The following is a 26,695-nucleotide window of genomic DNA, read 5'->3' as shown; positions in this document are numbered from 1 at the left end:
GTCAGCTCTCCTCCGCCGCACGGGCCACGAGCTTGGTCCAGGCGGTCACGACGTGCTCGCCCGCCTCGTCGTGGACCTCGCCTCGGATGTCCAGGATGTCGTTGCCCGCCATGGACTTGATCGCCTCGATCGTGGAGGTGACGGTGAGGCGGTCACCGGCGCGCACGGGGCGGACGTAGCGGAACTTCTGGTCGCCGTGCACGACCCGGCTGTAGTCGAGGCCGAGCTGCGGGTCCTGGATGACCTGGCCGGCCGCCTTGAACGTGATGGAGAAGACGAAGGTGGGCGGGGCGATCACCTCGGGGTGACCGAGCGCCTTGGCGGCCTCGGGGTCCGTGTATGCCGGGTTGGCGTCCCCCACCGCCTCCGCGAACTCACGGATCTTCTCCCGGCCCACCTCGTAGGGGTCGGTGGGCGGGTAGGACCGCCCCACGAAGGACTGGTCGAGCGCCATGACTCGGCACCTCCTGATGTTCCGCATGTCTCTGCTGACCAAACGACACGAGGCCGCCCCCCAACGTGCGGGGGCGGCCTCGTGTACGAGCCTGATTTATCGCGTTTCGCGGTGCGCGGTGTGCGCATTGCAACGCGGGCAGTGCTTCTTCATCTCCAGTCGGTCCGGGTTGTTACGCCGGTTCTTCTTGGTGATGTAGTTCCGCTCCTTGCACTCCACGCAGGCCAGCGTGATCTTCGGGCGGACGTCGGTGGCAGCCACAGGAGTGCTCCTTGACGAACGGATGGGACGATTAACGCATAGAAGAGTAACCGATCGAAGGACCGACCCCGCAATCGGCTACTGTCAGTAGCGGTGACCGGACTTGAACCGGTGACACAGCGATTATGAGCCGCTTGCTCTACCGACTGAGCTACACCGCTGTGATGCGATCCGTTCCCACCTCGCGGCGGGAACTTCTCACACCAGAGCCCCAATACGGAATCGAACCGTAGACCTTCTCCTTACCATGGAGACGCTCTACCGACTGAGCTATTGGGGCGAGCGATGAAGACATTACACGCTCGGTCGCCGTTCACCCAAATCCGTTTCGCGGCACCGCTCCAGCCACTTCCGCGGCCCTCACAGCGGCCTCTGGAGCCCCTCCCGTACGGCGGACCACACCGGTACGACTATTGCGCTCCTCCCCTCCGCGAGCGGATCACCGTCCTAGGCTCGACGCACTCTGCGTGATCTTGCGCCCCTTTGCGCAGCCCCAGTACCGAGCCCCGAAGCCGAGCCCGCGAAGCCCTGAGCCCCTGGAGCGCGATGCCCGACAGCCAGCCCCAGCCGTCCCACTCGTCATCGGGTTCGTCGGGACCGGCCGATCCGGCAGCGCTCCTGTTGTGCGGGGCCAGGCTGACCGACGGCAGGACGGTGGACGTACGGCTGGGCGGCGGGCGCATCGAGGCGGTGGGCACGGCCGGCAGCCTGGCGGCGGACGCCACGCGCGCGTGCGGCGCGCGCGTGGACCTCGGCGGCTACCTCCTCCTCCCGGCCCCGGCCGAGCCGCACACGCACAGTGACACCGCCCTGTCGGCCGAGAACGGCGGACCGGTCTGCTACGACCCCGAGGAGGTCCAGCGTCGCGCCACGGAGGCCGCGCTGCTGCAACTCGGGCACGGGGCCACGGCACAGCGGGCACACGTGCGCGTGGGGGACATCCAGGGCCTGGGCGCGCTGGCCGCCGTACTGCAGGCGCGGCGGGCGTTGCGCGGGCTGGCGGAGTTGACGGCGGTGGCGACGCCCCGGTTGCTGACCGGGGTGGCGGGGGCGGACGGGCTCGCGATGCTGCGGGACGCGCTGAAAATGGGTGCCTCCGTAGTGGGCGGTTGTCCAGATTTGGACCCCGATCCGACGGGGTACGTGGAGGCGGTCCTGGAGGTGGCGTCCGAGCACGGCTGTCCGGTCGACCTGCACACGGACGCCGCCGACCCGGCCCGGCTCGCGCGGCTGGCGGCGGTCGCGGGCGGCATGCGCCCCGGGGTGACGCTCGGTCCGTGCGGCGGCCTGGGGCGGCTGCCGGTGGACACGGTCACGCGGATCGCGGACCAACTGGCGTCGGCAGGCGTGACGGTGGTGTGCCTGCCGCAGGGCGGCTGCGGCGGCGTCGACCGCCGGGGCACGGCTCCCGTACGGCTGCTGCGGTCCGCCGGCGTGCGGGTGGCGGCGGGCAGCGGCGCCCTGCGTGACGTGTCCAACCCCGTGGGCCGAGGGGACCCGTTGGAGGCGGCCTACCTGCTGGCCTCGCGCCACGGGGTGCGGCCCGAGGACGCGTACGACACGGTGAGTTCCTCGGCACGCGCGGCGCTCGGCCTGCCCGAGGTACGGGTCGAGGCGGGATTTCCGGCCGAACTGCTCGCGGTGCGCGGCGACCGCCTCGCGGGCGCGCTGTCGCTGGCGTACAGCCGGATCGTGGTGCACCGGGGGCGCGTGGTGGCACGGACCAGCGCGGTGCGGGAGTACTGCAACTCGGCGGCGGGCGTGGAGTTGGGTCTGCCCCGGCAGGGACGGGGCGAGTTGTCGTGAGCCGCCACCGCCGCGCCGAGGCGTACGCCTGAGGCGCCAGGGTCCGTGTTCGCGCGCCCGGCGCGTGGGCCATGGGTGTGCGCCGCTGGGACGCGGCTGAAGTCATGCGGCGCGTGCGGCCGTCCAGGCGTACGGTCGAAGGCATGCGCATTGTCATCGCTGGAGGTCATGGTCAGATCGCGCTGCGGCTGGAGCGCCTGCTCGCCGCGCGCGGTGACGAGGTCGCGGGCATCATCCGCAACGCCGGACAGAGTGACGATCTACGGTCGGCAGGCGCCGAACCGCTTGTGCTCGACCTGGAGTCGGCCTCGGTCGAGGAGGTCGCGGCCCTGCTGCGGGGTGCGGACGCGGCGGTCTTCGCGGCGGGCGCGGGCCCGGGCAGCGGTACGGCCCGCAAGGACACGGTGGACCGGGGTTCGGCGGTGCTGTTCGCCGACGCGGCGGTCCTGGCCGGCGTACGACGTCATGTCGTCGTGTCCTCGATGGGCGCGGATCCCGCGCACCCCGGGGACGGCGTGTTCGACGTGTACCTGCGGGCCAAGGGCGAGGCCGACGCGTATGTACGCGGCCTGGACGCCCTGGACTGGACGATTCTGCGCCCCGGTTCGCTCACGAACGACGAGGGCACCGGCCTGGTCCGGCTGGAGGCCCACACCGGCCCCGGGTCGATCCCGCGCGACGATGTGGCCGCCGTGCTCGCGGAGTTGGTGGAGACCCCGGCCACGGCCGGCCTGACACTGGAACTGGTCCGCGGACACGCGCCCGTGTCGGTGGCGGTGAAGTCGGTGGCGGGGAACTGAGGCTCCCCGCCGGGCAGTTGACCCGCCGCCTAGAACAGCGGCATCTGGCCGGGAAACTCCGGTACCGCATACCCGTCCAACGCGGGCTGCGCCGCCCCGAGTTCCGCCTGCCGGCGGGACCCGGGGCAGGACACGAGTTCGCCGCTCTCGCGCGCGCCGGGCGGGTCGTGCCGCGCGAACCGCCCGGCCACGACGGCGATCTCACGACGGCACTCGGGGCAGCTCCTGCGACGTGACCACATGGACTCAGTCTGCCCGCCGCGGGCCGCACCGGCTGTCGGGGCTCGCTAGCTGTGGGAGACGGTGAGGCCGTAGAAGGCGACCCGGGCGCCCTTGGTGGTGCTGTCGGAGGACGACTGGTTGTACGAACCGGCCTTGAAGTACTGCTTGTAGGCGTTGAACGACGAGGGGATCGCGTAGTGCGTGGTGCTCCCGTTGACCGTCAGGTTGATGGTGTTTCCGCCCGAGACGCCGATCGTGTAGCTCCATGTCTTGCCGACCGGCACATTGCCCACGGTGTGCAGTGTCTGCCCTCCTGAGGGCGAGTTCTCCGTGCCGAGGACGATGTCGCCGCTCGACCGGTAGTACAGCTCCAGCAGCGGCTTGGTGGACGTGCCTCCCGTGCCGAGGTGGATCTGGCCGACGCAGACGTTCGACGTGACGGACACGACCCGCAGCGTCGCCTTCATCGTGTGCGTGCCGCTGAGCGACCAGTCGGCGGCGCTGCCGCTGCGGTTCATCTCGCGCAGTTCGGAACGGGCGTAGTTCGAGTTCGGTGTGGTGACGCCCTTCTCGGGCGCCCAGAAGGTCATCGCGCCGTCGCGGGTGTCCGTGTAGAAGTACGCGTCCTGGAACCCGTTGGCCCCCTGGAGCCGGGCCGACGAGATCGTCGTGGGCGAGCCGGGGGAACCCACCGGCTCCTGGAGCTGCCACACCGACAGATCGAAGTTCCCACCGGGTGCGACGGACGGATCCGCGAGGGGTGAGGCGACGGCGCGGGTGATGTGGGCAGCGCCCGTACTGCCCGACGCGGCGGGGGCCGCGAGGGCCAGCCCGCCGGTGACGGCGGTGACGGTGGCCAGGGAGGTGAGCAGCGTACGCATGCGCATGGGGGGTGCCTTCCTGTCTGCTCGGTGGACTCGGTTGGCGCACGCCCATGTGTTCACGTAGATGAACTTCGCGTTTCAACATGAACGCGGTGCCGCGACAGTAGGGCTGTGGCACGAGCACGTCAAGACTGGGGGACGGGCGGGGGAAGGCCGCGACAGAACACCTCAGGAACGCCGAAAGGGTCTGTGATCAGCATTGCTGCTGATCACAGACCCTTTCGATCACGTGGCGGCGCCAGGGTTCGAACCTGGGTAGGCTAAGCCGGCAGATTTACAGTCTGCTCCCTTTGGCCGCTCGGGCACACCGCCGGGGTTGCTGCCTCTCGAACCGCTTTTCGGCGGTGCTCCGTGGCAACGACGTAAACGATACCCGATGCACAGGGGTGCTTCGCCACCCGATAGATCGGCGCTCGGAGGGGAGGGGGTGGCTAGGCTTATGCGGATGCGGCCCGGGCCTACACCGGGCTCGGCGGCTGCCCCCACGTACGCCGATACGCAGTGACACGCATCGATACGCACCCCGATACAAGGAGCCACAGGACATGGCCGACTCCAGTTTCGACATCGTCTCGAAGGTCGAGCGGCAGGAGGTCGACAACGCCCTCAACCAGGCCGCCAAGGAGATCTCGCAGCGCTACGACTTCAAGGGCGTGGGTGCCTCGATCTCGTGGTCCGCCGAGAAGATCCTCATGGAGGCGAACTCCGAGGAGCGGGTCAAGGCGATCCTCGACGTCTTCCAGTCCAAGCTGATCAAGCGCGGCATCTCGCTGAAGGCGCTGGACGCCGGTGAGCCTCAGCTCTCCGGCAAGGAGTACAAGATCTTCGCGTCGATCGAGGAGGGCATCTCCCAGGACAACGCGAAGAAGGTGGCGAAGATCATTCGCGACGAGGGCCCCAAGGGCGTCAAGGCCCAGGTGCAGGGCGACGAGCTGCGGGTCAGCTCGAAGAGCCGCGACGACCTTCAGGCCGTGCAGGCGCTGCTCAAGGGCAAGGACTTCGACTTCGCGCTGCAGTTCGTGAACTACCGGTAGAACCGCGCTTCGCGCGTCCGCCACGCGCTGGTACGAGGAAGGGTGGGCACCCGCCGGTGCCCACCCTTCTCGCCTGCTGGCTGCGGCACGGGGCGCTCAGTTGCGCGAATTGCCGAACAGGATGCGGTAGGCGATCAGGAGAACGAGCGCGCCGCCTATCGCCGAGGCCCAGGTGGCACCGTCGTAGAAGTTCTTGGCGACCGGGTGGTCCAGCCAACGGGCCGATATCCAGCCGCCGATGAAGGCGCCGGCGACGCCGATGATCGTCGTACCGATGAAGCCACCGGGGTCGCGACCCGGCAGCAGAAACTTGGCGATGGCTCCGGCCAACAGTCCCAGGATGATCCAGCTAATGATGCCCATGCCGTGAACCTGCCCTTTCACGCTGTGCTTGCACTGAACCGGAGCTGTGAATTCCGCCCGGACAGGCTGTGTTCGCGAGTCCTTGCGCAGGACCCGTTGCTGCATGTTCCGCCGTGTCGATGAACAGGACGTCACGGACGCGTGTGGTGGTTGCAGGCATCGGCGGCGGGGTGCCGAGCAAGGGGCAACAGGCCGTACTCCGGGCCGCATCCGCCGTCTCCTCTCGTTCTCCTCTCGTTCTCGGTCATGGATTCATGGTGCAACGCGCCACTGACAGTCGGGCCGGCCTGTGGACAACCCGACGGTTGTGGAAAACCTGGCAGGCCTACGATCCGGCGGTGGGCGTCGCGCGGTGACGGGCGGTCAGGCCAGGCGGACGTCTACGTGCCTCTCCGTGAGGAACGCGAGGAGTTCGTCGAACGTCGGCGGGCACCGGCCGGCGTGCGGGGTGCCGTCGAGGTGGGTGCGGGCGACGGCTGTGGTGTGCCAGACGAGGGTGACGGGCGTGGTGGCTCCCCAGCGGCCGCGCAGGCAGTCGTTGAGGGCGTCCAGGTCCCGGCCGAAGTATCCGGCGGGGCCGTTCACCGCCTCGCCGAGAGCGCAGAAGAAGCCCGGCAGGTCGGTGATGTGGCTGCCGTCGAGGTGGTAGGTGGTGCCCGGCGGACGGTCCGGGTTTCCGTGGCTGTGGCGCGCCAGGGCCGTGTCCAACCAGTGTCGGCGGCCGTCGATGTCGCAGCCGGCCCAGCGGCCGGGCTCGGCGGGGCGGCCTTCGTCCCACAGGTCCCCCACCTCGCGGGCCGCGAGCGGCGGCCGTTCCGACCACGGGTCGAGGGCCAGGTCAACCAGGCCGGGGCCGCGTGCGGACGGGATCCAGGCCCGTAACTCGCCCTCGGTGGCGGGTGGGAGGGGCCGGCAGGACGAGTCGACGCGGACCACCAGGGCGTGGCCGAGATCCTCTTCCCCGACGTCCAGGGCCGCCCGCAGCGCACCGCGCGGGGAGCAGCCCAGCAGGCGGACAGGAGGCTCCAGCGGTTCGGGCCCGTCCTCCTGGACGTGGGCCAAGACCCGGCAGCCGCCCCATGGTTCGCCGTCCGCGCCCAGGAGCCGGTAGCCCGGGGACAGAGGTGGGCGCTGCGGCTGGCCGTAGAGGTTGTCGTCCGACGGGCGTCCCTCCACGGTGACGTCCCTCAACGACAGGTCATGTGCACAAGGGCGGTCGCCGACGACGCGTACGTCCTCCAGCCACCACTCCCCCTCTCCCCCGCCGCCCTTGTCGAGGGGCTCTAGGGCGAGACGTCCGAGCGGTGCCGAACCGTCGGCACGCGCGCGTGCGAGGGCCGCGCGCAGTTCGCCCTCGGGCGCGCAGCCGAGCAGTTCGTACCTCTCCGGCGTGGGTGGGGGCGGGTCGGCGAAGAGGTCGGTGGCGTCCTCACACAGGGCCCAGGTCCGCTCGTGGCCGTACTCGCCGATGGGCTCGGTCCCTTCGTCGTACGACAGCAGGACGTACTTCGGCGCCCCCACCCCCGTCCGCCGTCAGCGGGCGGCGAACGGCTGGTCCGTGGGCACGATTTCGCGGCCCAGGGGGAACAGCGAGACCGGGATCAGCTTGAAGTTGGCGATGCCGAACGGGATACCGATGATCGTGACGCACATGACGATGCCGGTGACGATGTGCGCGAGGGCCAGCCACCAGCCCGCGAGGATCAGCCACAGGATGTTGCCGATGAAGGAGGGGGCGCCCGCGTCACGGCGCTCGACCGTCGTGTACCCGAAGGGCCACAGGGCATAGACGCCGATACGGAAGGCGGCGATACCGAACGGGATGCCGATGATCGTGATGCACAGCAGCGCACCGGCGAACAGGTACCCGAGGAACAGCCAGAAGCCGCTCAGGACGAGCCAAATGACGTTCAGGATGGTTTTCACTGGGGACGACCTGCCATCTTTTCGAGCCGGGCGATGCGCTCCGCCATGGGCGGATGTGTCGAGAACATCTTGGAGAGTCCCTGTCCCGGACGGAAGGGGTTCGCGATCATCATGTGGCTCGCGGTCTCGATGCGGGGCTCCGGGGGCAGCGGGAGCTGCTTGGTGCCCGCGTCGAGCTTGCGCAGCGCGCTCGCGAGCGCGAGGGGGTCACCGGTGAGCTGGGCGCCGGACGCGTCGGCCTCGTACTCCCTGGAGCGGCTGATGGCCAACTGGATGAGGCTGGCGGCGAGAGGCCCCAGGATCATGATCATCAGCATGCCCAGGATGCCGGGCCCGTCGTCGTCGTTCGAGCGGCCGATCGGAATCAGCCAGGCGAAGTTGACCAGAAACATGATCACCGAGGCTAGGGCACCGGCGACCGACGAGATCAGGATGTCGCGGTTGTAGACATGGCTGAGTTCATGGCCGATGACTCCGCGCAGCTCGCGCTCGTCCAGGATGCGCATGATGCCCTCCGTGCAGCACACGGCGGCGTTGCGCGGATTGCGGCCCGTCGCGAAGGCGTTGGGGGCCTCCGTGGGCGAGATGTACAGGCGCGGCATGGGCTGGCGGGCCTGGGTGGAGAGCTCGCGGACCATCCGGTACAGGGCGGGGGCCTCGAACTCGCTCACCGGGCGGGCACGCATCGCGCGTAGCGCCAGTTTGTCGCTGTTCCAGTACGCGTACGCGTTCGTGCCCAGCGCGATCACGACCGCTACGACGAGCCCCACGCGGCCGAAGAAGCTGCCGATGACGATGATGAGTGCGGACAGTCCCCCGAGGAGAACTGCGGTCCTGAGCCCGTTGTGCCGGCGGTGCACGGTACGCCCTCCAAATCGTGCGGCGGGGGAACCCTTTGCTTGCTGATCTCTGATGCCCACCGGTGTCGTGGTGTCACGTCCAGTGGACCCTTCCGTACTGGTCAACGCCAGGCGGGGGGCTCTAGTTCCCTTGTGCGTGCGGCGGCGGGCGTGGGCCGTCCGGGTGAGGACGGTGGTATGTGCCGGTGGCTCAGAAGAGTCCAGTGGCGGCGAAGCGCAGGACCAACTGGGGTGCTCCGGAGAGGGCGATTCCGAGGGCTCCGGTGAGGGCGATCGCGGCGGTGAGGGGTGCGGGGACGCGGTGCCTGCCGTACTCGCCCTCAGGAGCGCGGAACAGCAGGGCTGTCCACTGGAGGTAGTAGAAGAGCGCGATCACCACGTTGACGGCCATGACGACGGCCAGCCAGCCCAGGCCCGCGTCGACGGCCGCCGAGAACACGGTGACCTTCGCGAAGAGACCGATGACACCCGGTGGCAGTCCGGCGAGGCACAGCAGGAAGAAGGCCAGGAGCAGGGCGGCCACGGGGTTCGACGCGTACAGGCCGCGGTAGTCGCTGATGCGGTTGAGGACTCTGCTACGGCCCACCAGCGCGGCCACCGCGAAGGCGCCGAGGTTCACGGCCGCGTACATGAGGGCGTAGGCGACGGTGGAACCGATCGACTTCTGGGCGTCGTCGCCGTACGCGGCGGCGGCGATCGGCACCAGGAGGTAGCCGGCCTGGCCGACGGAGGACCAGGCGAGCAGCCGTACCGCGCTGTACGCGCGCGTGGCCTGTTGGCGCAGGGCGCCCAGGTTGCCGACCGTCATGGTGAGGGCGGCCAGCGCGGCGAGCGCCGGGCCCCATACGTCGGCGTACGAGGGGAAGGCGACGACGGTGACGAGGATCAGGCCGGAGAAGCCGACCGCCTTGCCGACGACCGACAAGTAGGCGGCGATCGGGAGGGGCGCTCCCACGTAGGTGTCGGGTACCCAGAAGTGGAAGGGGACGGCGGCCGTCTTGAAGGCGAAGCCGACGAGGGTGAGGACGACGCCGGTCTGGGCGAGGGTGTGGAACTGGCCGTCGACGTGCTGGATGCGGTCGGCGATCCGGGTGAGGTACAGGGTGCCCGTGGTGGCGTACACGAAGCTGACGCCCATCAGGCTGACCGCGGTCGCGGTGACCGAGGACAGGAAGAACTTCAGGGCCGCTTCGGCGGACTTCTTGTCGCCGTGCCGGATGCCGACAAGGGCGAACGCGGGCAGGGAGGCGACCTCCAGGGCGACGATCAGGGTAGCGAGGTCGCGGGAGGCGGGCAGGAGGGCGGCGCCCGCGGCGGAGGACAACAGCAGGAACCAGTACTCCCCTTCGGGGAGTCCCCTGTTGGCGTCCTTCAGGGCGGTGACCGACAGGAGGGCCGCGAGGAGCGCGCCGCCGAGGACCAGGAGCTGGATGACCAGGGTGAAGCGATCCGCCGTATAGCTGCAGGCCGTCGCGTCGCCGGTCAGGCAGAAGGTGGCGCGGTCGCCGTCCAGGAGGGGCAGCAGCATCAGGGCGGAGGCGGCCAGGCCCGCGACCGACACCCAGCCCAGGAGCGCCTTTTTGGCGTCCTGGAGGAACAGGTCGGCGACGAGGACCACCAGGCCGACGACCGCCGTGATGGTGGGCGGTGCGATCGCGAGCCAGTCGACGGACTGGACCGCCGACTCCGCCAGGGGCTGGGCCAGGGGGCTCATCGGGTGCCTCCCGCGAGGAGTTGCTGCACGGCAGGGTCGGTCAGGCCAAGGAGCGCCTTCGGCCACAGGCCGGCGGCGACGGTGAGGACGACGAGCGGGGTCCAGGCCGCGAACTCGTACGTCTGCACGTCAGCGAGTTTTGGCGCTTCCTGCGCGACGGCGCCCATGCAGACGCGGCGGACCACGGCGAGCATGTAGGCGGCGGTCAGGAGGGTGCCGAAGGCCGCGATGGCCATGAAGGAGAGGAAGGCCGGGTGGCTGAGGTCGGCGGCGGGCTTGAACGCGCCGAACAGCGCCAGCATCTCGCCCCAGAATCCGGCGAGTCCGGGAAGTCCGAGCGAGGCGACGGCGGCGAACGCGAGCAGCCCGCCGAGGCGTGGGGCCTTGCCGTAGAGGGCCGCCCCGGTCTCCTCGGCCAGGGTGTCCAGGTCGGTCGTGCCCGTGCGGTCCTTGAGGGCGCCGACGAGGAAGAAGAGCAGGCCGGTGATGAGGCCGTGGGCGATGTTGGCGAACAGCGCGCCGTTCACGCCGGTCGGGGTCATCGTCGAGATGCCGAGCAGGACGAAGCCCATGTGGCCGACGGAGGAGTAGGCGATGAGGCGCTTGAGGTCGCCCTTCGCGCCCCGTTTGGCGAGGGCGAGGCAGGCCAGGGAGCCGTAGATGATCCCGACGACGGCGAAGGCGGCGAGATAGGGCGCGAAGGTGCGCATGCCGTCCGGCGCGACCGGCAGCAGGATGCGGACGAACCCGTACGTGCCCATCTTCAGCAGCACACCGGCCAGCAGGACCGAGCCGACGGTCGGCGCGGCGGTGTGGGCGTCGGGCAGCCAACTGTGCAGCGGCCACATCGGCGTCTTGACCGCGAGCCCGATCCCGATCGCCAGAACCGCGATGACCTGCACGGATGTGGTCAGCGACCGGCCGTTGTCAGTGGCGAGTGACACCATGTCGAATGTGCCCGCCTTGATTCCGATCAGGAGCAGGCCGAGCAGCATGACGACGGAGCCGAGCAGCGTGAAGAGGATGAACTTCCAGGCGGCCTGGGTCCGTTGGGCACCGCCCCAGCGGGCGATGAGGAAGTACATCGGGATGAGGACCGTCTCGAAGGCGAGGAAGAAGAGGATCAGGTCGAGGACGGCGAAGGTGGCGAGGGTGCCGGACTCCATGACGAGCAGCAGGGCGACGAAGGCCTTCGGAGACGGGCCCGCAGGCATTTTGAAGTAGGAGTAGAGCGCGCAGAGAAAGGTCAGCAGCGCGGTCAGGACCAGGAGGGGGAGGGAGATGCCGTCGATGCCGAGGTGGATGCGCACGTCAAGTGCGGGGATCCAACTGATGTCGGTCGTGGCCTGCATCTTCGACGGATGGTCGTGGTCGAAGCCGAGCGCGAGGACGATCGCGGCGATGAGGACCACGCCGGTCACGGTGACGCCGTGCCGCAGTACGGCCTGTTCGGGTGACTTCCCCTTCAGCCCGGGCGGGGCGGGCAGCAGGGCGGCGACGGCGCCGAGGAGCGGGCCGACGACGACGAACGCCAGAAGGACCTGCATCACGGACTCGTTGATATCGATCACGCCTGCTCACGCTCCCGTGGCGACGAGGAGGACGGCGACCGTCAGGACGACGGTGCCGGCGAGCAGCGCGCTCACATAGGTCTGCACATTGCCGGTCTGGGCGCGCCTGACGGCGGCTCCGAGGAGCCGGGGCAGGGTGCCCGCGCCGCGTACATAGGTGTCGACGACCTCGCGGTCGAGGAAGCGGACGAGACTTGCCGCCGCCGTCACCGGGCGGACGAACAGGGCCGCGTACACGGCGTCCAGATGGAAGCCGGTGGCCGCGTGGCGGTGCAGCGGGCCGAGCAGGAGGCGGCCCGGGTCCGCCGGGTCGGGTGCCGATGCGACGTCTCCGTAGGCGGGCGCGTGGCTTGCGATGGCCTCGGCCTCGACGAGTCCGGCGTCGCCCTCCGGGTGGGCCGCGACCGCACCCAGCGGTGCGCGGGCCGCTAGCGCGGTGGTCTGCCGCCAGGCGCCGTAGGTGACGATGCCGCCGACCAGGGCGACGCCGGTGCCCAGCACCGAGGTGGCGAGCGTCGGGGTGAGGTCGCGGCCGTCGAACCAGTCGGGGAGCACGCGGTAGGCGAGTCCGCCGAGGGCGAGGGACGGGACGGCGAGCACCCACAGCACGGCGTTCATCGCCACGGGCTGTCTGCCGTGGTCGGGGGCCTCGGCGCCCCGGCCGTGGAAGGCGAGCAGCCACAGGCGCATCGCGTAGGCGGCGGTGAGCAGGGCCGTGAGCAGGCCGGCGACGAGGACGATCCAGCCCGCGGCGCCGGGGATGTGCCCGCCGTGCTCGGTGGCGACGTGTTCGGCGGCGCCGAGGACGGACTCCTTGGAGAAGAAGCCGCTGAAGGGCGGGATCGCGGCGAGCGCGAGGAGCGCCACGGTCATCGTCCAGAAGGCGTCGGGGACGCGGGCGCGGAGGTTGCTCATACGGGACATGGCAGCCAGTGAGTTGGTGCCGGAGGCGTGGATGATCACGCCGGCCGCGAGGAAGAGCAGCGCCTTGAAGGCGCCGTGGGACAGGAGGTGGAAGACGGCGGCACCGCGGTCGCCGACGGCGAGAGCGCCGGTCATGTAGCCGAGTTGACCGATCGTCGAGTAGGCGAGGACGCGCTTGATGTCGTCCTGGGCGAGCGCGACGAGGCCCGAACCGGCCATCGTCACGGCGGCCATGACGGCGAGGACGACCATCGCGGCCGAGGAGGCCTCGAAGACCGGAAGGAGACGGGCGACGAAGTAGACACCGGCGGCGACCATCGTCGCGGCGTGGATCAGCGCGGAGACGGGGGTGGGGCCGGCCATCGCGTCGGGGAGCCAGGTGTGCAGCGGGAACTGCGCCGACTTGCCCGCCACCCCGGCCAGGAGCAGCAGCGCGATCAGCGTCGGGTGGTGCAGCCCGCCGCTCGCGACGGTGCCGAGGACCTTGGTGACGCGGAAGGACCCGGCGTCGGTGGCGAGCGCGAACAGGCCGATCAGGAAGGGGACATCGCCGAGTTTGGTGACGAGGAAGGCCTTGATGGAGGCGGCGCGGGCCTCCGGGGTCTCCCAGTAGTGGCCGACCAGGAAGTAGGAGCAGATGCCCATGACCTCCCAGCCGACCAGCAGCACGATCAGGTCGCCGGAGTAGACGACGAGGAGCATCGCGGAGGTGAAGAGGGAGACGAGGGCGGCATACGAGGGGTAGCGCGGGTCGTCGCGCAGGTAGCCCGTCGAGTAGATCTGCACACAGGTGGCGACGAAGCCGACCAGGACGGCCACGAGGGCGGCGAACCCGTCGATGTGCAGGGCGAGTTCGACGGGAACCGAGCCGGTGGGCGTGAGTTCGGTGGCGGAGTCGAGGGCCGCGTCACCGCCCTGGCGTACGGCGACCACGGCGGCCAGCGCAAGCGCGGCGAGCGTCGGCAGGACGGCGAGCGGGCGGATGAACCCGGGGGCGGTGCGGCCCAGGAGCAGGCCTGCCGCGGCGCCCAGGAGCGGAAGGAGGGGGACGAGGACGGCGAGGGTGGTCGTGGTCACGCGGTGGCCTCAGCCTTCTCGGCCGCGGGGGGCTCGGTGCCGTCGTTGTCGGAGCCGTCGGGGGCGTCGGGGGCGTCGGGGGCGTCGGTCCCGCCGGGACCGTCGGATTCGTGGCCCTCGGCGGTGTCGCGGAGCTTGTCGACGTCGGAGGTGCCGCGGCCCCGGTAGACGGCGAGGACGATCGCCAGGCCGATGCCGATCTCGGCGGCGGCGATGGCGATGGTGAACAGGGTCACGGCCTGTCCGGAGTGGAGCTTGTCGTCGGCGGCCCTGCTGAGCCAGACGTCGAAGGCGACCAGGTTCAGGTTGACGGCGTTGAGCATCAGCTCGACCGACATCAGCACGAGGATCGCGTTGCGGCGGGCGAGGACACCGTAGAGGCCCGTGCAGAAGAGGAGGGCGGCGAGCACGGCGGGATAGACGAGGTGCATCAGTGGGCTCCTTCCCGCTCGGTCGGATCGTTGCCTTGATTCGGGCCTTTTCGCCCGATCGTGTGATTACGGGAATCTGGTACGGATGGGGAACTACCGGTCGCGGCCCGGGAGTTCACAGGGGGAGAGCTCGACTCCGCCTTCGCTTTGCGGGACAGGACGATCGCGCCGACCAGGGCCGCGAGGAGAAGGACGGAGAGGGCCTCGAAGGGAAGGACCCAGTTCTGGAACAGGCTCGCGCCGGTCACCGCGGTCGAGCCGGCGGCCGGACCGTCCAGGTCCATCCAGGTCGCGCGGAAGGCGTCGACGACGACCCACACCAGGGCCGCCGCGGCGGCGACGGCCACGGCGAGGGCGACCCACCGGTTGCCCGAGTCGGCGTCCGGGGAGCGGCCGATGGGGGCCTTGGTGAGCATCAGACCGAAGAGAAGGAGGACGACGACGGAACCGACATAGATGAGGACCTGCACCCAGGCGATGAACTCGGCGGTGAGCAGGAGGTATTCGACGGCGAGACCCCCGAGGGTCACCACCAGCCACAGGGCGGCGTGCACCAACTGCCTGGTGGTGACGGTGACAAGAGCGGCGCCGAAGGTGACCAGGCCGACGAGGAGGAAGGCGATCTCCACGCCGGTCGGTGAGAGAAAGCCGTGAGTGTGGGCGGCGGCGACGATCGCCGCGGCGGTGGAGGCGGCGAGGGTCACGACTGTCCCTCCGGCGGCTCGGTGGGCTCGGGCTCGGCGGTTTCGGACTCGGGCTGTCCGACCTCCGCGGCCTGCGCGGCGGCCTGAGTCGCGGCCAGCTTCTCGGCGGCCTTGCGGGCGGCGGCGATCTCCTTGGGTTCCTCGGCGCCGGGGTCGAGGGCGGGTGGGGCCGGGACGGTCCACATCCACTCGCGGAGCTTGTCCCGTTCGTGGGTGAGTTCGCGGATGTCGGTCTCGGCGTACTCGAACTCCGGGGACCAGAAGAGGGCGTCGAAAGGACAGACCTCGATGCAGATACCGCAGTACATGCAGAGGGAGAAGTCGATGGCGAAGCGGTCGAGGACGTTGCGGCTGCGCTCGCGGCCACCGGGGGCCGCCGCCGGGACCGTCTCCTTGTGGGAGTCGATGTAGATGCACCAGTCGGGGCACTCGCGGGCGCAGAGCATGCAGACCGTGCAGTTCTCCTCGAACAGGCCGATGACTCCGCGGGTGCGGGGCGGGAGGTCGGGCTGGGTGTCCGGGTACTGCTCGGTGACGGTCTTCTTCGTCATCGTGCGCAGGGTGACGGCCAGGCCCTTGGCCAGGCCGGAGCCGGGGAACGGGGTCACTGGAGGAACACCACCTTCACGATGCCGGTCAGGGCGATCTGAGCGAGGGAGAGGGGGACGAGGAGGGTCCAGGAGAGCTTCTGGAGCTGGTCCTCGCGGAGGCGGGGATAGGTGACGCGGAGCCAGATGACGACGAAGGCGAGGAGCGCGGTCTTCAGCAGGGTCCACACCCAGCCGAGGCCGTCCGCACCCCACGGGCCGTGCCAGCCGCCCAGGAAGAGGACGGTGGTCAGGCCGCACAGGACGACGATTCCGGCGTACTCGGCGAGGAGGAAGAGAGCGAAGCGTAGACCGGTGTACTCGGTGTAGGCACCGAAGATGATCTCGGAGTCGGCGACGGGCATGTCGAAGGGTGGGCGCTGGAGTTCGGCCAGGCCGGCCACGAAGAACACGATCGCGCCGACGATCTGCCAGGGCAGCCACCACCAGTGGAAGGCGTCGAGGATGCCGGGGAGGGAGACCGTGCCGGCCGCCATCGCCACGGAGGCGGCGGTGAGCAGCATGGGGAGTTCGTAGGCGAGGAGTTGCGCGGCGGTGCGGAGGCCGCCGAGGAGGGAGAACTTGTTGGCGGAGGCCCAGCCGGCCATGAGGGAGCCGAGGACGCCCACGCCCATCACCGCGAGGACGAAGAAGATGCCCGCGTCCAGGACCTGGCCGACGGCGCCCTCGCTCGGGCCGATCGGGATGGCGAGGAGGACGAGCAGGTACGGGAGGAGGGCGACGGCGGGGGCGAGTTGGAAGATACGGCGGTCCGCGCCCGCCGGGACGATGTCTTCCTTCTGCGCGAACTTCACGCCGTCCGCGACGAGTTGGGCCCAGCCGTGGAAGCCACCGGCGTACATCGGGCCGAGGCGGCCCTGCATGTGGGCCATCACCTTGTGCTCGGTCTGGCCGACGATCAGGGGGAAGGTGAGGAAGACGACGAAGACGATCAGGAGTCGCAGGGCGACGTCGAGCGCGTCGTTCACTGCGAGCCTCCTGCGGGGGTGTCGGGGGTTGGGTCTTCGGGGGCCGGGTCTTCGCGGGCCGGTTTCTCGGGGGTTGAGTCGGCTTCGGATGACTCTCCGCCGGCCGGCCTCGTGGTGGAGTCCGGCTCCGGCTGAGGCGCCGGCTCGGACGCGGGCTCGTCGAAGGCCGGGCGGGCGTGGTGCCACGGTGCGTCCGCGCTGCGGGGCGGGGTGGGGGGCTGGGCCGGGGTGCCCTCCGGTGCTGGTGCCGGTGCCGGCGCGGACGCCGGGTCTGCTGGGGGTGCTGGTTCCGCGGCGGGCCCTGGTGCCGGGGTCGGTGCCTGTGCCGACACCGGTGCCTGTGCCAGTGCCGGTGGCTGTTGCGAAGCTGAACCCTCGCTCGCGCTGCGTGACCGGCGCGGCCTCGCGGGGGCGCCCTCGGTCGGCGGCACTTCACTGCCGGTCTGCGGCTGCGGCTGCGGCGCTTCGCCCCCGGCCGGTGGCGTCTGGCTCGCCGAGCCCTCCGATGCCGTGCGGGCGCGTCGTACCGGACGGTCCCCTGCGGCCGCTCGGGCCGGGCGGTCCCCTTCGACAGCTCGGGGTGGACGGCCGCCCGCCGCTCGGGTCGGGCGGGTCGGGGCCGGGGGGAGTTGGCCCTTCAGGGGGCCCCATTCGTTCGGGTCGGGGACGCCGGGTGGGAGCATCTGGCGGCGCTTGGGGCCGCCGTGGTCGGACTCGCCGGGTTCCTTGGCGCCGGGCCAGGCCTTGGCCACGCGGGCCGCCAGGACGAAGTCCTTGCGGAGGGGGTGGCCTTCGAAGGTCTCCGGGAGGAGGAGGTGGTCCAGTGCCGGGTGGCCCTCGAAGTCGACGCCGAACATTTCGTGTGTCTCGCGTTCGTGCCAGGCGGCGCCCGCGTAGACGTCCACGGCGGTGGGGAGTGCCGGGTTCTCGTGCGGGACTGTCGTCCGGACGAGGAGACGGCGTACCGGTGACAGCGCCACGACGTGGGCCGAGACGCGGAAGCCGGTGCCCGGTTCGTCGACCGCGCTCAGCCAGTCGAAGTAGGTGCAGCCGAGGTCGTCGCGGGCGGTGCGCAGGGCGGAGAGCCAGGTGGTGGGCGGTACGTCGACGGTGAGGAGTTCGTACGACTCCTCGGCCGTGGCCTCGGGGCCGAAGAGTTCCTCGGTGGGCGCGGGCAGCCAGCCGACGGCGGTCATCGGGCGTCCCCCGGATCCGAGTCCGAGTCCGTGGCTGTCTCGCCGGGCGTCGGTGTCGGCGCCGACACCGGTGCCGGTGCCGTCACCAGTCCGCTCTGCAGGGCCGCCGTAGAGGGACGCGCCCCCGTGGCCCCACCCGCGGCCCCGTACCCGTACCGCTCCCCCAGCGACTCGCGGGCGATCTTCTCCTGGAGTTTGAGGATGCCCTGGAGGAGGGCTTCGGGGCGGGGCGGGCAGCCGGGGACGTAGACGTCGACCGGGATGATCTGGTCGACGCCCTTGGTGACGGAGTAGGAGTCCCAGTAGGGGCCGCCGCAGTTGCTGCACGCGCCGAAGGAGATGACGTACTTCGGTTCGGGCATCTGCTCGTAGAGGCGTTTCACGGCGGGGGCCATCTTGTCCGTGACCGTGCCGGAGACGACCATCAGGTCGGCCTGGCGCGGGCCGGGCGCGAAGGGGATCACGCCGAGGCGGATGAAGTCGTGGCGGGCCATGGACGCGGCGATGAACTCGATGGCGCAGCAGGCGAGGCCGAAGTTGAAGACCCAGAGCGAGTAGCGGCGGCCCCAGTTGAGGACCACCTTCATCGGCTCGGGGGCGAGGCGGGCGAGGGTGCCCAGTCGTTTCGGCTCCGGCAGCAGCACGGGCTCGGGGTTCACGTCCATGTCAGGACGCCCTTCTTGTATGCGTACAGCAGGCCCACGGCGAGGAAGCCGAGGAAGATGAACATCTCGACGAGGGTCGTCGCGCCGTAGCCCGGCGCGGCGAAGACCGTGGCCCAGGGGAAGAGGAAGATCGAGTCGACGGCGAAGATGACGTAGAGGAACGCGTAGACGTAGTAGCGGACCTGGGTGTGGGCCCAGCCCTCGCCGACGGGGTCGACGCCGCACTCGTAGGTGAGGAGTTTTTCGGGGGTGGGGACGACCGGGCGCAGCAGGCGGCCGGCGCCGAAGGCAACGGCGACGAAGAGGACGCCGACGACGGCGAGCAGCCCCACGACGGAGTAGGACCGGAAGTAGTCAGCCGCGACGACCACGGTCGGTTCCCGCAAGCTCTCTCCGAGGCTCTCCGGCAAGGTCCCGTGCAACGTCTCCCGCAAGTCGGCCCCTCCTCTTCCGCACGGGTTCCCACGGCCCCGCTCCCGATGCCCGGTGCCCCGGTGACCCGTGTGAACTCTGTGTTCGACGATCCGTACGCACGGGAGTCTAGGCCCTGTTAAAGGGACCGTAAGCAGCCCGTCACGGCTTGAGATCCGCTCGGAATGATGGGAGGGAACGATGGGGCGGAGGCGGGGGTGGGGTTTTCCCCAGGAGACCGGGGCGGCATACCTCATGGCGCCGGGGCGCGCCGCGCGGCACGCTGGCCCATATGACCGTACGCATCCCCTACGCCGACCCGGCGGCCTTCGGCGGCGACAAGCTCGACGAGCCGTTGCCGCCGGCCCGCTTCGCCTACGACAGACACACCTGGAAGGAGATCGCGCATCTCCTGGCGAATCTGCCGATGGCGGTGTTCGGGTTCGTCTATGTGGTGACGGTGCTGTTCACCAGTGCCGCGCTGACGATCACCGTGGTCGGGTTTCCGCTGCTCGCGCTGGGGCTGATGGGTGCGCGGCTGATGGGGAAGTTCGAGCGGGGCCGGGCCCGGCGGCTGCTCGGGGTGCGGATCGAGGAGCCGAGCCCGTTGCCGTTGCGCAAGGGGGGCGGGTTGCTGCAGCGGGTGTGGATGGCGCTGAAGGATCCGGTGGGGTGGCGGACGGTGCTGTACGACGGGATGCGGTTGCCGTGGGGCATCGTCACCTTCACGATCACGCTGACCTCGTTGTTCGTGCTGTGGCCGGTGCTGCCGTTCATCGCGCGGGGGCTGGCGAACGCGGACCGGGCGATGGTGCGGGGTCTCCTCTCTCCGTCCGACGAGTTGGAGCGCCGTATCGCCGAGCTGGAGTCGGACCGGGGTGTCGTGGTCGACACAGCGGCGGCGGACCTGCGGCGCATCGAGCGGGACCTGCACGACGGGGCGCAGGCCCGACTGGTCAATCTGGCCATGGGCCTGGGCCTGGCCAAGGAGAAGCTGCTGGAGGGCCAGGCCGACGAGCATGTCGCCGCGATGGTCGACGAGGCGCACGGCGAGGTGAAGCTCGCGCTCCAGGAACTGCGCGACCTGGCGCGCGGTATTCATCCCGCCGTCCTCACGGACCGGGGTCTCGACGCGGCGCTCTCCTCCGTCGCCTCGCGCTGCACGGTCCCGGTGAAGGTGACGGCCGACCTGGGGGCGCGCCCGGCGGCGGCCATCGAGGGCATCGCGTACTTCACCGTCTCCGAGCTGCTGCAGAACATCAGCAAGCACAGCGGCGCCCGTTCCGCGTCGGTGGACGTGTGGCGGGCGGATGACCGGCTGCTCATCCAGGTATGGGACGACGGCCGCGGCGGCGCCCGCCTCGACGGCGGCACCGGCATGCGCGGCCTGGCCGACCGACTCGGCGCGGTGGACGGCCTGTTCGTCCTCGACTCCCCACCGGGCGGCCCTACGACGATCACGGCGGAGCTGCCTTGGCGGGAACGCGCGGCCGGTGCGGGTGGCCGGCAGTAGCGCAACCTCCCGAACACGCGTACCGGAAGGCGGCCTCACCGGCCAACTCGCCGCAGTAGATGGCCCGTTCGTCTCCGACCGCCGAACGGGCGGCCCTCAGCCGGGTACCGGGGGGGAGCTGCCTTGGCACGAACGCGCCTCCGATCCAGGCGGCTCGCAGTAGCGCAACCTCCCGACCACCCACACCGGAGACGCGGCCTCGCCGACCAACTCGCCACCGTGGACCACCCGTTCGTCTCCAACCACCAGGCGGGCACGGGGTGGGGAACTGCCCTGGCGAGAACGCGCTGCCGATCGGGGCGGCTCGCGGTAGCGCAACCTCCCGACCACCCACACCCGGGAAGCCCACCCCGCCCGCAACTCGCCATCGTGGAGGCCCTGTTCGTCCCTGCCCCCGCGCCCGGCGGCCCCACAACAGCCACCAACGAACCGCCCCGGCGCGACCGAACCATGCCCACCCGCGCAGCCAGAGGTGCAGCCAGAGGTAGGGAAAACCCCCCTTCAAGGACGCCGACGGACTCCATGGCTCCGGGACGTGGGACCGAGCAGTGTGGAGGTACGACAGCAACGCTGCGGGAGCAGGCGGACGATCAGGACAGGAAGACGCTGATGGCCACGGAGTACGGGCACGGGTACCGATCGCACGGGACGGTCGCCGGCGAGGAGCGGGCGCGGCGTCGGCTGCCGGCCGGGCTGCGCGCGCCGTTGGAGGGGCGTAGCTGGCGTGAGTTCGGCTATGTGCTGCTGAGCCTGCCGATCAGCGTCCTGCTCTTCACCTACGCGGTGACGATGGTGGCGCTCGGCGCGGGCCTGCTGATCACGTTCCTCGGAGTTCCGGTCCTGGCCGGTGCCCTGGCCGGCTGCCGCGGCTTCGGCGCGCTGGAGCGGGCGCGGGCCCGGCGGCTGCTCGACCTCGACGTCGCCGCCCCCGAGCCGCTGCGGATGAAGAAGAGCGGCCCGATGGCCTGGATGGGCGCCGTCCTCAAGTCCGGCGCGTCCTGGCGCCACCTGCTCTACGCGGTGCTCCACTTCCCCTGGGCGGTCTTCTCCTTCGTCGTCGCCCTCAACTTCTGGGCCTACGGCTGGGCGCTGCTGACGTATCCACTGTGGTTCTGGCTCTTCCCGATGTACGGCGGCCAGGGCGGCCTTCAGTTGTACGGCGACGGGCAGCACCGGATCTACCTCGACAACCCGTTCGAGATCACGGTCACCGCGCTGGTGGGACTGCTCTTCACGCTGGCCACGCCGTGGATCGTGCGGGCGCTCACGATGGTCGACCGGCTGATGGTGCACGGGCTGCTCGGGCCGTCGTCGCTGGCCACACGGGTCGTGGAGCTGGAGTCCGACCGGGGTGTCGTGGTCGACACAGCCGCGGCCGACCTGCGGCGCATCGAACGGGACCTGCACGACGGGGCGCAGGCCCGGCTGGTGGCGCTGGCCATGGATCTGGGGCTGGCGAAGGAGAAGCTCACGGAGGACCCAGAGGCCGCCGCGCGCATGGTGGGCGAGGCCCACGGCGAGGTGAAGACGGCCTTGCAGGAGCTGCGGGATCTGGCGCGCGGGATCCATCCGGCTGTGCTGACGGACCGGGGGCTGGACGCCGCCCTGTCCTCCGTCGCCTCGCGCTGCACGGTCCCGGTGCAGGTGGACGTGGACCTGCCGTCGCGGCCGGCCGCCGCCATCGAGGGGATCGCGTACTTCACCGTCTCCGAGCTGCTGCAGAACATCAGCAAGCACGCGAAGGCCACGTGGGCGGCGGTGGACGTGTGGCGGGTGGAGAACCGGCTGATGCTCCAGGTCGTGGACAACGGGGTGGGCGGAGCGGATGCCTCCGGCGGTTCGGGGTTGGCCGGTCTTGCCGGGCGGTTGGATGCGGTGGACGGGATTCTGGTGGTCGATTCGCCGGTGGGGGGGCCTACTCGGATCACGGCGGAGTTGCCGTGGCGGGGGTGAGGGTGAGGGAGTAAGCGGGGCCGCCGCCCTGGGCCCCCTGGGGCTGCGCCCCCAGACCCCCCTTCGGCCTGGACGGCCTCGTCCTCAAACGCCGGACGGGCTGATGACGCCGACCCCACCGAAAAGTGACCGCCGCAAGGCTGATGAACCCGGGCCACCGAAAAGCGGCCGCCGGACAGGCCGAAGACTCCGCCCCACCGAAAAGTGGCCGCCGGACAGGCCGAAGATGCCAGCCAACTGAAAAGTGACCCCGCACCCCGGTCCGAATACTGGAATGCTGGCCTGGTCGTGCCAGAACGGGCTATGGGGGGCCGAACATCGTGGAGGACAGGGTGCGGGTGGTCATCGCCGAGGATTCAGTGCTGCTCAGGGAGGGCCTGACCCGGTTGCTGACCGACCGCGGGCACGACGTGGTGGCCGGGGTGGGCGACGGGGACGCGCTGGTCAAGACCATCACCGAGCTGGCCGACCAGGGCGCGCTGCCGGACGTCGTCGTGGCGGACGTACGGATGCCGCCGACGCACACGGACGAGGGCGTGCGGGCGGCGGTGGAGCTGCGCAAGGCGCATCCGGGGCTCGGCGTCCTGGTGCTGTCGCAGTACGTGGAGGAGCGCTACGCCACCGAACTGCTGGCCGGTTCCACCCACGGCGTCGGCTATCTGCTGAAGGACCGGGTGGCGGAGGTGCGTGAGTTCGTCGACGCGGTGGTGCGGGTGGCCTCGGGGGGTACGGCGCTCGACCCGGAGGTGGTCGCGCAGTTGCTCGGGCGCAGCCGTAAGCAGGACGTGCTGGCGGGCCTCACCCCTCGGGAGCGCGAGGTGCTGGGGCTGATGGCCGAGGGGCGGACGAACTCCGCGATAGCCCGGCAGTTGGTGGTGAGCGACGGCGCGGTCGAGAAGCACGTCAGCAACATCTTCCTGAAGCTGGGGCTGTCACCCAGCGACGGGGATCACCGGCGTGTTCTGGCCGTCCTCACCTACCTCAACTCCTGACAAACTGACACTGTGTCAGCCATGGACGCGGTACCGGCCAGGAGTGCCGTTTCAGCCAGGCCGGTCGTCCGCTGGCTGGGACTGTCCGTGGTTCGTCGAGTCCGAGAACCGGACAATGCAAGGGGAGCGTCGCAAGCATCACCAAGGGGAAGCGTCGGGGGGCTAGAAATCATGACAAGTCAGGGCGTCCGGCCGTCTCAAAACAGCGTCCATCATGCGAACGGCCGAAGGAAGGCGACCCTTACGGACGTAGGGTTGATCCTGGGAGGGTCGGTGGTACGACCATGCCCGGACAGCGTCCTCGAAGAGGAGGTCCAGTTCAGTGACCAGCCAGGTCAGTAGCCCAGCGGAGCGGTCCGACAAAGCCGTCGTCGGAGAGCTAGGGGAACAACGCAAACCGGCGGGGGTGAAGGAAGTCCAACGCCTGGACCGGGTGATCATCCGGTTCGCCGGTGACTCGGGTGACGGTATGCAGCTCACCGGCGACCGCTTCACCTCGGAGACGGCGTCCTTCGGGAACGACCTCTCCACACTGCCGAACTTCCCGGCCGAGATCCGCGCCCCCGCAGGCACCCTGCCGGGGGTTTCGTCGTTCCAGCTCCATTTCGCCGACCACGACATCCTGACCCCGGGCGACGCGCCCAACGTGCTGGTCGCGATGAACCCGGCCGCGCTGAAGGCGAACATCGCCGATGTGCCGCGCGGTGCGGAGATCATCGTCAACACGGACGAGTTCACCAAACGCGCGCTGCAGAAGGTGGGTTACTCCGCCTCGCCCCTCGACGACGGTTCGCTGGACGGCTACAGCCTGCACCCCGTCCCGCTGACCACCCTCACCGTCGAGGCGCTGAAGGAGTTCGGCCTGACCCGCAAGGAGGCCGAGCGCAGCAAGAACATGTTCGCGCTGGGCCTGCTGTCGTGGATGTACCACCGGCCGACCGAGGGCACCGAGAAGTTCCTGAAGGCGAAGTTCGGCAAGAAGCCGGAGATCGCCGCCGCCAACATCGCCGCGTTCAGGGCGGGTTGGAACTTCGGCGAGACGACGGAGGACTTCGCGGTCTCCTACGAGGTCGCCCCGGCCGCGACGGCCTTCCCGACCGGCACCTACCGCAACATCTCCGGGAACCTGGCCCTGTCCTACGGTTTGATCGCCGCGTCCCAGCAGGCGGACCTGCCGCTGTTCCTGGGCTCGTACCCGATCACGCCCGCCTCCGACATCCTGCACGAGCTGAGCCGGCACAAGAACTTCGGCGTACGGACCTTCCAGGCCGAGGACGAGATCGCCGGCATCGGCGCCGCACTGGGCGCGGCCTTCGGCGGCTCGCTGGCCGTCACCACGACGTCCGGCCCGGGTGTGGCACTGAAGTCGGAAACGATCGGTCTCGCCGTCTCCCTCGAACTGCCGCTCCTCATCCTGGACATCCAGCGCGGCGGCCCGTCCACCGGTCTGCCGACCAAGACCGAGCAGGCGGACCTCCTCCAGGCGATGTTCGGGCGCAACGGCGAGGCGCCGGTCCCGATCGTCGCCCCGTGCACACCGGCCGACTGCTTCGACGCGGCGATCGAGGCGGCGCGGATCGCGCTCACCTACCGCACCCCGGTGATGCTGCTCTCGGACGGCTACCTGGCCAACGGCTCCGAGCCCTGGCGCATCCCCGAGATCGACGAACTCCCGGATCTCACCGTCCAGTTCGCCCAGGGCCCGAACCACACCCTGGACGACGGCACCGAGGTCTTCTGGCCCTACAAACGCGACCCGCAGACCCTCGCCCGCCCCTGGGCGATCCCCGGCACGCCCGGCCTGGAACACCGCATCGGCGGCATCGAGAAGCAGGACGGCTCGGGCAACATCTCCTACGACCCCGCCAACCACGACTTCATGGTCCGCACCCGCCAGGCCAAGATCGACGGCATCGACGTACCGGATCTGGAGGTCGACGACCCGCACGAGGCGCGCACGCTGGTCCTCGGCTGGGGTTCGACGTTCGGACCGATCACCGCGGCGGTACGTCGGCTGCGCGCCGCCGGCGAGTCCATCGCGCAGGCGCATCTCCGCCATCTCAATCCCTTCCCGCGGAACCTCGGCGCGGTCCTGAAGCGTTACGACAGGGTGGTGATCCCCGAGATGAACCTCGGTCAGCTCGCCACGCTGGTCCGGGCGAAGTACCTGGTGGACGCGGACTCGTACAACCAGGTGAACGGAATGCCGTTCAAGGCTGAGCAGCTCGCCACGGCTCTCAAGGAGGCCATCGATGGCTGAGACGTCCACGGAAGGCACGGGCACGATCGAGGCGCTTTCGCTCGTCCCCAAGGCCGAGGCCCGCCAGTCCATGAAGGACTTCAAGTCCGATCAGGAAGTGCGCTGGTGCCCCGGCTGCGGTGACTACGCGATCCTGGCCGCAGTCCAGGGCTTCATGCCCGAACTGGGCCTGGCCAAGGAGAACATCGTCTTCGTCTCGGGCATCGGCTGCTCGTCGCGTTTCCCGTACTACATGAACACGTACGGCATGCACTCCATCCACGGCCGCGCCCCCGCGATCGCGACCGGACTCGCCGCGTCCCGGCGGGACTTGAGCGTCTGGGTGGTGACGGGCGACGGCGACGCGCTGTCGATCGGCGGCAACCACCTGATCCACGCCCTGCGCCGCAACGTCAACCTGAAGATCCTCCTCTTCAACAACCGGATCTACGGCCTGACGAAGGGCCAGTACTCACCGACCTCCGAGGTCGGGAAGATCACCAAGTCGACGCCGATGGGTTCGCTGGACGCGCCCTTCAACCCGGTGTCGCTGGCGATCGGCGCGGAGGCGTCCTTCGTGGCGCGGACCGTGGACTCCGACCGCAAGCACCTGACGGAGGTGCTGCGCCAGGCCGCCGCCCACCCGGGCACCGCACTGGTGGAGATCTACCAGAACTGCAACATCTTCAACGACGGCGCCTTCGACGTCCTCAAGGACCGGCAGCAGGCCGAGGAGGCGGTGATCCGCCTGGAGCACGGGCAACCGATCCGTTTCGGCGCGGACGGTGCGCGCGGTGTGGTCCGCGACCCGGCGACGGGCGACCTGAAGGTGGTCGACGTGACCCCGGCCAACGAGTCCCAGATCCTGGTCCACGACGCCCATGCGGCCTCCCCGACCACCGCCTTCGCCCTCTCCCGCCTGGCCGACCCGGACACCCTGCACCACACGCCGATCGGTGTTCTGCGGTCCGTGGAGCGACCGGTGTACGACACCCAGATGGCCGACCAGCTCGATTCCGCGATCGTGCAGAACGGGAAGGGCGACCTGGCCGCGCTGTTGGCGGGTGGGGACACCTGGACGGTGGTGGGCTAGCGGGTTCCGCTCATGTGGAAGGGCCT

At 70.1% G+C, this 26,695-nt stretch carries 26 protein-coding genes and 3 tRNA genes; 8 read left to right on the top strand and 21 right to left on the bottom strand.

Annotated features, from left to right (window positions below; translation table 11 throughout):
- Nucleotide 1 precedes the first annotated feature (1 nt).
- From ABZT04_RS14305 to ABZT04_RS14290, 4 genes are all read right to left on the bottom strand, one after another.
- Nucleotides 2–454: a MaoC family dehydratase N-terminal domain-containing protein gene (locus ABZT04_RS14305; protein ID WP_356056487.1), complete on the bottom strand. Its 453-nt coding sequence runs from the start codon at nucleotides 452–454 to the stop codon at nucleotides 2–4.
- 96 nt (nucleotides 455–550) lie between these two features.
- A complete protein-coding gene (rpmG, locus tag ABZT04_RS14300) occupies nucleotides 551–715 on the bottom strand; it encodes a 50S ribosomal protein L33 (RefSeq protein ID WP_003948671.1) in 165 nt (54 codons plus the stop codon).
- 88 nt (nucleotides 716–803) lie between these two features.
- Nucleotides 804–876, bottom strand: a tRNA-Met gene (locus ABZT04_RS14295).
- Nucleotides 877–922: 46 nt separating this feature from the next.
- A tRNA-Thr gene (locus ABZT04_RS14290) sits at nucleotides 923–995 on the bottom strand.
- A 266-nt stretch (nucleotides 996–1,261) separates the two neighbouring features.
- Between ABZT04_RS14290 and ABZT04_RS14285 the strand changes: the two genes are divergently transcribed.
- Nucleotides 1,262–2,521 (top strand): amidohydrolase family protein, encoded by a 1,260-nt coding sequence (locus tag ABZT04_RS14285; protein ID WP_356056485.1) that lies wholly within the window; start codon nucleotides 1,262–1,264, stop codon nucleotides 2,519–2,521.
- Nucleotides 2,522–2,664: 143 nt separating this feature from the next.
- Entirely contained in the window at nucleotides 2,665–3,321 is a 657-nt protein-coding gene (locus ABZT04_RS14280) for an NAD(P)H-binding protein (RefSeq protein ID WP_356056483.1), read from the top strand.
- A 29-nt stretch (nucleotides 3,322–3,350) separates the two neighbouring features.
- On the opposite strand, the gene ABZT04_RS14275 is transcribed toward ABZT04_RS14280, so the two are convergent.
- The 3 genes from ABZT04_RS14275 to ABZT04_RS14265 form a co-directional block, all read right to left on the bottom strand.
- Nucleotides 3,351–3,563, bottom strand: a complete 213-nt coding sequence (locus ABZT04_RS14275) for a hypothetical protein (RefSeq protein ID WP_356056482.1) — start codon at nucleotides 3,561–3,563, stop codon at nucleotides 3,351–3,353.
- Between the two features lie 45 nt (nucleotides 3,564–3,608).
- Nucleotides 3,609–4,430, bottom strand: coding sequence for a polysaccharide lyase family 7 protein (locus ABZT04_RS14270; RefSeq protein ID WP_356056481.1), 822 nt, complete (start codon nucleotides 4,428–4,430; stop codon nucleotides 3,609–3,611).
- 227 nt (nucleotides 4,431–4,657) lie between these two features.
- Nucleotides 4,658–4,739, bottom strand: a tRNA-Tyr gene (locus ABZT04_RS14265).
- A 233-nt stretch (nucleotides 4,740–4,972) separates the two neighbouring features.
- Between ABZT04_RS14265 and ABZT04_RS14260 the strand changes: the two genes are divergently transcribed.
- Nucleotides 4,973–5,461, top strand: coding sequence for a YajQ family cyclic di-GMP-binding protein (locus ABZT04_RS14260; protein WP_043682730.1), 489 nt, complete (start codon nucleotides 4,973–4,975; stop codon nucleotides 5,459–5,461).
- A 96-nt stretch (nucleotides 5,462–5,557) separates the two neighbouring features.
- On the opposite strand, the gene ABZT04_RS14255 is transcribed toward ABZT04_RS14260, so the two are convergent.
- From ABZT04_RS14255 to ABZT04_RS14190, 14 genes are all read right to left on the bottom strand, one after another.
- Nucleotides 5,558–5,824 (bottom strand): GlsB/YeaQ/YmgE family stress response membrane protein, encoded by a 267-nt coding sequence (locus ABZT04_RS14255; RefSeq protein ID WP_019061143.1) that lies wholly within the window; start codon nucleotides 5,822–5,824, stop codon nucleotides 5,558–5,560.
- A gap of 363 nt (nucleotides 5,825–6,187) precedes the next feature.
- Entirely contained in the window at nucleotides 6,188–7,345 is a 1,158-nt protein-coding gene (locus ABZT04_RS14250; RefSeq protein WP_356056480.1) for a barstar family protein, read from the bottom strand.
- Nucleotides 7,346–7,357: 12 nt separating this feature from the next.
- The gene (locus ABZT04_RS14245) at nucleotides 7,358–7,750 is read right to left on the bottom strand and encodes a YccF domain-containing protein (protein WP_356056479.1); all 393 of its coding nucleotides are present in this window, start codon (nucleotides 7,748–7,750) and stop codon (nucleotides 7,358–7,360) included.
- Nucleotides 7,747–8,610, bottom strand: coding sequence for a zinc metalloprotease HtpX (htpX, locus tag ABZT04_RS14240; RefSeq protein ID WP_356056478.1), 864 nt, complete (start codon nucleotides 8,608–8,610; stop codon nucleotides 7,747–7,749). Before htpX ends, ABZT04_RS14245 begins: the two co-directional genes overlap by 4 nt.
- A gap of 190 nt (nucleotides 8,611–8,800) precedes the next feature.
- A complete protein-coding gene (locus ABZT04_RS14235) occupies nucleotides 8,801–10,324 on the bottom strand; it encodes an NADH-quinone oxidoreductase subunit N (RefSeq protein WP_356056477.1) in 1,524 nt (507 codons plus the stop codon).
- The gene (locus ABZT04_RS14230) at nucleotides 10,321–11,895 is read right to left on the bottom strand and encodes an NADH-quinone oxidoreductase subunit M (protein ID WP_356056476.1); all 1,575 of its coding nucleotides are present in this window, start codon (nucleotides 11,893–11,895) and stop codon (nucleotides 10,321–10,323) included. The genes ABZT04_RS14235 and ABZT04_RS14230 overlap by 4 nt, the downstream gene beginning before the upstream one ends.
- A 6-nt stretch (nucleotides 11,896–11,901) precedes the next feature.
- Complete coding sequence (locus tag ABZT04_RS14225) at nucleotides 11,902–13,896, bottom strand: NADH-quinone oxidoreductase subunit L (protein ID WP_356056473.1); 1,995 nt, start codon at nucleotides 13,894–13,896, stop codon at nucleotides 11,902–11,904.
- Nucleotides 13,893–14,327, bottom strand: a complete 435-nt coding sequence (gene nuoK / locus ABZT04_RS14220; RefSeq protein WP_356056471.1) for an NADH-quinone oxidoreductase subunit NuoK — start codon at nucleotides 14,325–14,327, stop codon at nucleotides 13,893–13,895. The genes ABZT04_RS14225 and nuoK overlap by 4 nt, the downstream gene beginning before the upstream one ends.
- Nucleotides 14,327–15,031, bottom strand: a complete 705-nt coding sequence (locus tag ABZT04_RS14215; RefSeq protein WP_356056469.1) for an NADH-quinone oxidoreductase subunit J — start codon at nucleotides 15,029–15,031, stop codon at nucleotides 14,327–14,329. Before ABZT04_RS14215 ends, nuoK begins: the two co-directional genes overlap by 1 nt.
- Nucleotides 15,028–15,639 carry an NADH-quinone oxidoreductase subunit I gene (locus ABZT04_RS14210; RefSeq protein WP_356056467.1) on the bottom strand — a complete coding sequence of 204 codons (612 nt, stop codon included), beginning with the start codon at nucleotides 15,637–15,639 and terminating at the stop codon, nucleotides 15,028–15,030. Before ABZT04_RS14210 ends, ABZT04_RS14215 begins: the two co-directional genes overlap by 4 nt.
- Nucleotides 15,636–16,607, bottom strand: a complete 972-nt coding sequence (locus tag ABZT04_RS14205; RefSeq protein ID WP_355904966.1) for a complex I subunit 1 family protein — start codon at nucleotides 16,605–16,607, stop codon at nucleotides 15,636–15,638. The genes ABZT04_RS14210 and ABZT04_RS14205 overlap by 4 nt, the downstream gene beginning before the upstream one ends.
- Complete coding sequence (locus ABZT04_RS14200) at nucleotides 16,604–17,803, bottom strand: NADH-quinone oxidoreductase subunit C (protein WP_356056466.1); 1,200 nt, start codon at nucleotides 17,801–17,803, stop codon at nucleotides 16,604–16,606. Before ABZT04_RS14200 ends, ABZT04_RS14205 begins: the two co-directional genes overlap by 4 nt.
- Nucleotides 17,800–18,468 carry an NADH-quinone oxidoreductase subunit B family protein gene (locus ABZT04_RS14195; RefSeq protein WP_356056465.1) on the bottom strand — a complete coding sequence of 223 codons (669 nt, stop codon included), beginning with the start codon at nucleotides 18,466–18,468 and terminating at the stop codon, nucleotides 17,800–17,802. Before ABZT04_RS14195 ends, ABZT04_RS14200 begins: the two co-directional genes overlap by 4 nt.
- A complete protein-coding gene (locus tag ABZT04_RS14190; RefSeq protein ID WP_356056464.1) occupies nucleotides 18,459–18,854 on the bottom strand; it encodes an NADH-quinone oxidoreductase subunit A in 396 nt (131 codons plus the stop codon). Before ABZT04_RS14190 ends, ABZT04_RS14195 begins: the two co-directional genes overlap by 10 nt.
- Before the next feature lie 317 nt (nucleotides 18,855–19,171).
- Between ABZT04_RS14190 and ABZT04_RS14185 the strand changes: the two genes are divergently transcribed.
- The 5 genes from ABZT04_RS14185 to ABZT04_RS14165 all read left to right on the top strand — a co-directional run bounded on the left by ABZT04_RS14185 (nucleotide 19,172) and on the right by ABZT04_RS14165 (nucleotide 26,669).
- Complete coding sequence (locus ABZT04_RS14185; protein WP_356056463.1) at nucleotides 19,172–20,392, top strand: sensor domain-containing protein; 1,221 nt, start codon at nucleotides 19,172–19,174, stop codon at nucleotides 20,390–20,392.
- Between the two features lie 609 nt (nucleotides 20,393–21,001).
- Nucleotides 21,002–22,345: a sensor domain-containing protein gene (locus ABZT04_RS14180; RefSeq protein WP_356056461.1), complete on the top strand. Its 1,344-nt coding sequence runs from the start codon at nucleotides 21,002–21,004 to the stop codon at nucleotides 22,343–22,345.
- Between the two features lie 332 nt (nucleotides 22,346–22,677).
- Nucleotides 22,678–23,337, top strand: a complete 660-nt coding sequence (locus ABZT04_RS14175; RefSeq protein ID WP_356056559.1) for a response regulator transcription factor — start codon at nucleotides 22,678–22,680, stop codon at nucleotides 23,335–23,337.
- 322 nt (nucleotides 23,338–23,659) lie between these two features.
- Nucleotides 23,660–25,597, top strand: a complete 1,938-nt coding sequence (locus ABZT04_RS14170) for a 2-oxoacid:acceptor oxidoreductase subunit alpha (RefSeq protein WP_356056460.1) — start codon at nucleotides 23,660–23,662, stop codon at nucleotides 25,595–25,597.
- The gene (locus ABZT04_RS14165; protein WP_356056459.1) at nucleotides 25,590–26,669 is read left to right on the top strand and encodes a 2-oxoacid:ferredoxin oxidoreductase subunit beta; all 1,080 of its coding nucleotides are present in this window, start codon (nucleotides 25,590–25,592) and stop codon (nucleotides 26,667–26,669) included. The genes ABZT04_RS14170 and ABZT04_RS14165 overlap by 8 nt, the downstream gene beginning before the upstream one ends.
- Nucleotides 26,670–26,695 lie beyond the last annotated feature (26 nt).

The sequence above is a fragment of the Streptomyces sp. NPDC005492 genome, assembly GCF_040605995.1.
Classification (GTDB): domain Bacteria; phylum Actinomycetota; class Actinomycetes; order Streptomycetales; family Streptomycetaceae; genus Streptomyces.
This window is presented reverse-complemented; position numbering and strand designations above follow the sequence as displayed.

What these genes read in the sequence shown, in the direction of transcription:
- ABZT04_RS14305 (WP_356056487.1), bottom strand. Translation starts at nt 454, where the DNA reads ATGGCGCTCGACCAGTCCTTCGTGGGGCGGTCCTACCCGCCCACCGAC.
- ABZT04_RS14285 (WP_356056485.1), top strand. Translation starts at nt 1,262, where the DNA reads ATGCCCGACAGCCAGCCCCAGCCGTCCCACTCGTCATCGGGTTCGTCG.
- ABZT04_RS14280 (WP_356056483.1), top strand. Translation starts at nt 2,665, where the DNA reads ATGCGCATTGTCATCGCTGGAGGTCATGGTCAGATCGCGCTGCGGCTG.
- ABZT04_RS14275 (WP_356056482.1), bottom strand. Translation starts at nt 3,563, where the DNA reads ATGTGGTCACGTCGCAGGAGCTGCCCCGAGTGCCGTCGTGAGATCGCC.
- ABZT04_RS14270 (WP_356056481.1), bottom strand. Translation starts at nt 4,430, where the DNA reads ATGCGCATGCGTACGCTGCTCACCTCCCTGGCCACCGTCACCGCCGTC.
- ABZT04_RS14260 (WP_043682730.1), top strand. Translation starts at nt 4,973, where the DNA reads ATGGCCGACTCCAGTTTCGACATCGTCTCGAAGGTCGAGCGGCAGGAG.
- ABZT04_RS14255 (WP_019061143.1), bottom strand. Translation starts at nt 5,824, where the DNA reads ATGGGCATCATTAGCTGGATCATCCTGGGACTGTTGGCCGGAGCCATC.
- ABZT04_RS14235 (WP_356056477.1), bottom strand. Translation starts at nt 10,324, where the DNA reads ATGAGCCCCCTGGCCCAGCCCCTGGCGGAGTCGGCGGTCCAGTCCGTC.
- nuoK (WP_356056471.1), bottom strand. Translation starts at nt 14,327, where the DNA reads ATGCACCTCGTCTATCCCGCCGTGCTCGCCGCCCTCCTCTTCTGCACG.
- ABZT04_RS14200 (WP_356056466.1), bottom strand. Translation starts at nt 17,803, where the DNA reads ATGACCGCCGTCGGCTGGCTGCCCGCGCCCACCGAGGAACTCTTCGGC.
- ABZT04_RS14195 (WP_356056465.1), bottom strand. Translation starts at nt 18,468, where the DNA reads ATGGACGTGAACCCCGAGCCCGTGCTGCTGCCGGAGCCGAAACGACTG.
- ABZT04_RS14185 (WP_356056463.1), top strand. Translation starts at nt 19,172, where the DNA reads ATGACCGTACGCATCCCCTACGCCGACCCGGCGGCCTTCGGCGGCGAC.
- ABZT04_RS14180 (WP_356056461.1), top strand. Translation starts at nt 21,002, where the DNA reads ATGGCCACGGAGTACGGGCACGGGTACCGATCGCACGGGACGGTCGCC.
- ABZT04_RS14165 (WP_356056459.1), top strand. Translation starts at nt 25,590, where the DNA reads ATGGCTGAGACGTCCACGGAAGGCACGGGCACGATCGAGGCGCTTTCG.